This window comes from Streptomyces sp. NPDC088254 (genome assembly GCF_044740925.1).
In the GTDB taxonomy this organism is placed as follows: Bacteria; Actinomycetota; Actinomycetes; order Streptomycetales; family Streptomycetaceae; genus Streptomyces.
The window spans coordinates 1392277-1398276 of the sequence record NZ_JBIURQ010000001.1; the positions used below are offsets into that span (position 1 = coordinate 1392277).

At 69.8% G+C, this 6000-nt stretch carries 4 protein-coding genes and 1 pseudogene; 3 read left to right on the forward strand and 2 right to left on the reverse strand.

Annotated elements, in window-relative coordinates; all coding sequences use genetic code 11:
• Window positions 1-116: 116 nt before the first annotated feature.
• Together ACIOC0_RS06070 and ACIOC0_RS06075 are read left to right on the forward strand one after the other, a co-directional pair.
• Window positions 117-340, forward strand: a pseudogene (locus ACIOC0_RS06070) (cellulose-binding protein); the annotation flags it as partial.
• 30 nt (window positions 341-370) lie between these two features.
• Window positions 371-2101, forward strand: coding sequence for a glycoside hydrolase family 6 protein (locus tag ACIOC0_RS06075; protein ID WP_402152865.1), 1731 nt, complete (start codon window positions 371-373; stop codon window positions 2099-2101).
• Between the two features lie 279 nt (window positions 2102-2380).
• Here the strand turns inward: ACIOC0_RS06075 and ACIOC0_RS06080 are convergent, their stop codons facing one another.
• A complete protein-coding gene (locus tag ACIOC0_RS06080; RefSeq protein WP_402152867.1) occupies window positions 2381-2548 on the reverse strand; it encodes a hypothetical protein in 168 nt (55 codons plus the stop codon).
• A 24-nt stretch (window positions 2549-2572) separates the two neighbouring features.
• Window positions 2573-2959 carry a discoidin domain-containing protein gene (locus ACIOC0_RS06085; protein WP_402152869.1) on the reverse strand — a complete coding sequence of 129 codons (387 nt, stop codon included), beginning with the start codon at window positions 2957-2959 and terminating at the stop codon, window positions 2573-2575.
• A gap of 884 nt (window positions 2960-3843) precedes the next feature.
• On the opposite strand from ACIOC0_RS06085, the gene ACIOC0_RS06090 reads away from it, so the two are divergent.
• Window positions 3844-6000: tetratricopeptide repeat protein (locus ACIOC0_RS06090; RefSeq protein ID WP_402152871.1), on the forward strand; the 2157-nt coding region annotated here is incomplete at its 3' end.

Genomic DNA, 6000 nt, shown 5'->3' on the forward strand with positions numbered 1-6000 from the left:
CCCGCGTTCAGTACTTTTAGCCGTCGCCAGCACGTCTGCCCTTGTCGGGGCCATGACCGTTGCGGCCCGGGGATCTCCTGCCAGGTCGCCGGCATGCAGGACCTGTGAGCGTCGGCTGCTGGAACTCCACTCGCGCCCCGGTCGCCGTCCGGGTGCCGCTGGCCGCCGGGGAGATCGGCGAGAACACCTGCTCGCGCTCCTTCGCCGACCAGGTCATGAAGTGGTTCGACGATCAGGACCTGTCCGACCTCGGCTGGACCTGCTGATCTCCGCCTACGACGGCACACCCACCGCGTACGGCGTCGGGCTGCGTGACCATCTGCGCGCCCTCAACCCGTAACGCCCCACAGGAAGAAGGAAACCCGCACTCATGAGTCACACCAGGACATCGCTGCTCGCCGCCCTGACGCTGGTCGCCGGGCTGTCGGGGACGGCGCTCGTCGTCGGCCAGGCCGGCGCCGCCACCTCGGCCATCCCCTGCACCGTCGACTACAAGATCCAGAGCCAGTGGGACACCGGCTTCACCGCCGCCGTGACCGTCACCAACAACGCGGCCGCCAGGTCCGGTTGGTCGGTGAAGTGGTCGTACGCCGGAAACCAGAAGATCACCAACGGCTGGAACGCGAAGATCAGCCAGAACGGCGCCGACGTCACCGCCGCCAACGAGAGCTACAACGGCGCCCTCCCGAACGGCGGCTCGGTCAGCTTCGGCTTCAACGGCTCCTACAGCGGCGCCAACGCCATCCCGGGCGCCTTCACCCTCGACGGCGTGACCTGCAACGTCAGCAGCGGCCCGACCGACCCGGGCCCGACCGACCCGGGCCCGACGGACCCCGGGCCGACCGGGCCCCAGGCGGGCAACCCGTACTCCGGCGCCAAGGTCTACGTGAACCCGGAGTGGTCCGCCAAGGCAGCCGCCGAACCGGGCGGCAGCCGCATCGCCAACCAACCCACCGCCGTCTGGCTGGACCGGATCGCCGCGATCAACGGCGTGAACGGCGGCATGGGCCTGCGCGCCCACCTCGACGAGGCACTGAAGCAGAAGGGCTCCGGCGACTTGGTCGTCCAGCTGGTCATCTACGACCTGCCCGGCCGCGACTGCGCCGCCCTCGCCTCCAACGGCGAACTCGGACCGAACGACCTCGACAAGTACAAGTCCCAGTACATCGACCCCATCGCCTCGATCATCTCCGACCCGAAGTACGCGGGCCTGCGGATCGCCACCGTCATCGAACCCGACTCGCTGCCCAACCTGGTCACCAACGCCGGCGGCACTCCCACCACCACCGACGCCTGCGTCACCATGAAGAGCAACGGCAACTACGAGAAGGGCGTCTCGTACGCCCTGGACAAGCTCGGCGCCATCCCGAACGTCTACAACTACATCGACGCCGGCCACCACGGCTGGCTCGGCTGGGACTCCAACCTCGGCCCGGCCGTCCAGGAGTTCGCCAAGGTCGCCACGACCAACGGCGCAAGCGTGCACGACGTCGCCGGCTTCATCGTCAACACCGCCAACTACAGCCCCGTCAAGGAGCCGAACTTCAAGGTCACCGACACCGTCAACGGGCAGACCGTGCGGCAGTCGAAGTGGGTGGACTGGAACCAGTACGTGGACGAGCAGTCCTTCGCCCAGGCGATGCGCGACAAGCTCGTCGCGGCCGGCTTCGACTCCGGCATCGGCATGCTGATCGACACCTCCCGCAACGGCTGGGGCGGCTCCGCCCGGCCCACCGGCCCCGGACCGCAGACCTCCGTCGACGACTACGTCAACGGCAGCCGCATCGACCGGCGCATCCACGCAGGGAACTGGTGCAACCAGAGCGGCGCAGGCCTCGGCCAGCGGCCGACGGCGGCTCCGGCCGCCGGAATCGACGCCTACGTCTGGGTCAAGCCGCCGGGCGAGTCGGACGGGGCCAGCTCCGCTGTCCCCAACGACGAGGGCAAGGGCTTCGACCGGATGTGCGACCCGACGTACGGCGGCAACGCACGCAATGGCAACAACCCGACGGGCGCACTGCCGAACGCTCCGCTGGCCGGGCACTGGTTCTCCGCCCAGTTCCAGCAGCTGATGCAGAACGCCTACCCGCCGCTGTCGTGATCCGCTGACGCGGTGACCCCGCCGGGGCCCCGGCCACTCCAGGCCGTGGCTCCGGCGAATCGCGCGTTCCGGTGCCCTTGTCCTGCCGGAGCCACTCCTGGTCGGTGCCAATGGTGCAGTGGCACTCGCCGAACCAGCAGATAGGAGGAGCCGACCTTGGTCACTGCCACCGCCGTGGGCGTGGACCGGGGCTGATGAACGCCGGCGAGAGGGCCGGAGCCGACGTCGCGTTCGGCTCCTGGCGGGTGGCGGCTCGTTCACCCAGGGCTGGGACAAATGTCAGACCGTGTGCGTTTCCGCTGGAGGACGGTCGGCCTCGTACAGGGTGAAGCCGAGCCAGGGGTGGGCCAGGTCGAGCCGGCCGGTCGGCAGCACGGGGATGCCCCAGTTCCAGTCGTCGCTCTCTCCGGGGGCCGCGGCGGTGAGGTCGTGGGGAAGGACCAGCACCGCCGCCCGGCTCGGGATGGCCTGCTACCTGATACGGATCTCGGTGAGCTGGAGGCGGTACTTGGTGGCCTCGTCCGAGGCGGGCTTGCCGAGCTTCGAGACCGTCAGGCGCACGTAGCGGCCGGTGGCGGAAGTGAGGGTGTAGGTCTGTGCGGCTCCGTTGGGGTTGGGCGCGGCGGTGACGGTGCGGGCGGTGGTGTAGGCGGTTGATCCGTCGGGGCGGGTCTGGACGGTGAAGTCGACGGGGAAGCCCGCGGTGCCGCCGCCGGCAGCGCCGGTGTCCGTGCGGGGGTGGAGGGTGACGGAGCCGATGGCCCGGTCGGCGCCGAGGTCGACCTCGATCCACACCGGGGTGGCGCTGACGTCGGCGGAGGGGAAGTCGATGCTGGTGAAGCCCCTGGTGCCGGTCACGCTGGTGAGGGCGCCGTCGAGGAGGCGTTCCCCGTCACACCGCCGGCCAGCAGTGCGTCCGCCGCCGTATCCAGGTCATGAAGAGGCGCGGTGGGGGGAGCCGGCGGGTGTCGGCGTCGGGACCGGAGTGAGGGGCCGTGGCCGGGTGCCGGCTGCACGGCGTTGGGATGTGGTCTGTTGTTCGGCGCGCTTGTCCAGGAGCCGGGCTCGGCCGTCCTCGACCGTGTGGTCCTCGGTGAGGATCTTGCTGAACGTTCTCATGACGGCGTCCGCGCCGGCGGGCTGGGTGGTGTGAGGGTCTGTGCTCGGCCGTGTGTTCCGGGCTGGGCCACGATGCGCGTGTGACGGGCGCGTGCGAGAGGGTGAGCTTCGGCGAGCGCCAGGCCGCGATCCTGGCGGCGGTGCTGCCCCGGCGTGAGCGGAGTGCCGGGACCCGGCGGAACCGGGCCGGTGCTGCCCGCAGGGGTCTCCCATCGAAGTTGTCGGCCGGTGCGGAGCCCGCCGTGGAACCCCTCGACCAAGCAGGTCAGACCCCTTGACCACGGGGCCGGCCGCTGACCGGCTGAGGCAAGCTGTAGAGCAACTGTCGGCGTTCGCGTGAAAGTGCCCAGCCCGGTACGCGGCTACGTACCCAGCAAGTTCGATACCGCCCGGCACCGGGGCTACCTGATCGCCGGCTCTTTCGAAACGGGTGTGCCGGTCGTGAGAGAGGGGCGCCTCACCCACTTGACCACCAGTCTTTCAACGTCCTGCACAGTTGGTCTCGGTTTGGGCATGCTGATGACGGTGGACCGGGGGGGGCGACGATGCGGCGTAGGCAGGGTGCGTGGGCTGGGTCGGCCGTGACGGGGACTGCTGCAGTCGTGGCGGCGGGGCTGGGGCTGGTGACCAACTACGCCAGTGCCGCCGCGCCAGGATGGGCGGCTCACGCGTGGGTGATCTGGCCGCTGTTCGCCGTGCTGGTGGTGGCCAGCATCGGGCTGATGTTGTGGACCCGACGGCTGGATGTTGCAGCAAGACCGCCAGCGCGGCTGGGGCCGGTGGGCCGACCGGTCAGGGGCCAGCAGGATTCCTTGCGTCCCCCACATGTGGAGCGCGTGCGCGGACGCGAAACCGAGCTGGCCGAGCTGGCCGACATGCTGCGGCGGCCACGAGGACGGTTCGCGGTGTTGTGCGCGGCTGGCGGAATGGGCAAAACAACGGTAGCCGCGCAGTTCGCCTCGCAGGCCAACGCGGCAGGCTGGAGAGTGTTTTGGGTGCGCTGGCGCGATTCCGCCGAGCTGGCGCAGCAGATGGTGCAGACGGCACTGGCTTGTGGGCTGCCCGAGGCAGAGTTGGAGTCCGCGCGGGCCGGGCGGGCGAGTCTGCCCGATGTAGTGTGGCGGCAGCTGGGCCGGGCCCGGCGGTGGCTGCTGGTGTTGGACAACGCCGACGAGCCGCAGAAGATCGGACCGGCAGGGGAACCGTTGGCCGATTACCGCGGTTGGATCCGCCCACACGGCCGAGGCCTGCTGGTGATGACTAGCCGAGATTGCAGCCCGCAGACATGGGGACCGCGTGCCCGGCTAGTGCCCTTGAAGCCGCTGCCCGCACAGCCTGCAGGCCAGATCCTGGTCGACGCTGCTCCCGCAGCTGGCACGGCCGAGCAGGCTCGGGACCTGGCCATGCGGCTGGGCGGGCTTCCGCTGGCGCTGCACGCGGCCGGTGCTTACCTGGCCGGGCCGACCAGCCGTTACCGCACCTTCACCACCTACCGCCAGGCCTTGGAGCATGAACTGCCCCTCCTGCTGGGAGCCGAACACCCGGACGCCTCTCATCCGCGAGTCGCCCGCACTGTGGTGCGGCACACCTGGGAGGTGTCCCTGGACCAGCTCGCCCGGGAAGGCAACACTTTGGCCCGCCCCGTGTTGCGACTACTAGCCGTGCTGGCCGAAGCTCCCGTCCCGCTGTCCCTCATCACCCCGGACCTGCTGTCTGCCGTAACCGGAGACGACGTCACCGTCCCGGCGTTGGAGGCTGCGGTTGCCGGTCTGCACCGGTATGGCCTGCTTGACCTTCCTTACTCTCCCGGCAACGCCGAGCAGGCATCGGGCATCAGCGGCCCGGCGCAGGTGGTGCTGCACCCTTTGATCCGAGAGATCAATGCCGTCGCTTTAGCGGCCGGGGCATCCCATCTCACCACGTGGCACCGAGCCCTTGCCGAGCGGTTGACCGCGGCCGTGCACGAGGTAGACGAGCAGGGGCGCGCCGGTTGGCCTGCCGCCGTACTCCTCGCCCCTCACCTGCCAGTGCTGCTCGACCTCCCGGACCCTTGCTTCGCCACACATCACCGCACCGCTCTCGGCACGCTCGCGCAAGTACTGGAGCTCGCCGGCGCCTTCAGTGCAGCCCGTCTGCTCCACGAACGCCTCCTCGACTTCGAGAGCCGCACCCTGGGCCCCCAGCACCCCGACACCTTGACCAGCCGCAACCACCTGGCCAACGCCTTGTTCGGAATGGGCGAGCCAGTTGAGGCGATACTGCTGCTCCGGCAGACCCTGGAGGACCGTAGCCGTGTCCTGGGCCCCGCGCACCCTGACACTCTGATCAGCCGTCATGACCTCGCCTGTGCCCTAGACGGGACGGGGCAGCATGCAGAAGCGGTGTCTTTGCTGCGGCAGACCCTCGCCGACCGTGCCCGTGTGCTGGGAGTGATGCATCCGCACACCCTGGCCAGCCGTGACAGCCTCGCTCTCGCCCTGGACGGGATGGGCGAACATGCGGAGGCGGTCCGCCTGCACCGGCAGACCGTTGACGACCGCATCCGGGTGCTGGGCCCTGAACACCACCTCACCTTGCTCAGCCGCCACAACCTCGCCAGCGCACTGGCCAGGCAGGGCGAGCATGCGGAAGCGGAACGGCTACTGCAAGAGGTTCTTGATGACCGCGTTCGTGTGCTGGGAGTCATGCATCCGCACACCCTGGCCAGCCGTGACAGCCTCGCTCTCGCCCTGGACGGGATGGGCGAACATGCGGAGGCGGTCCGCCTGCACCGGCAGACC

Bases quoted from the DNA above. Each gene is read 5' to 3' on its own strand.
- ACIOC0_RS06075 (WP_402152865.1), top strand. From the start codon at position 371: ATGAGTCACACCAGGACATCGCTGCTCGCCGCCCTGACGCTGGTCGCC.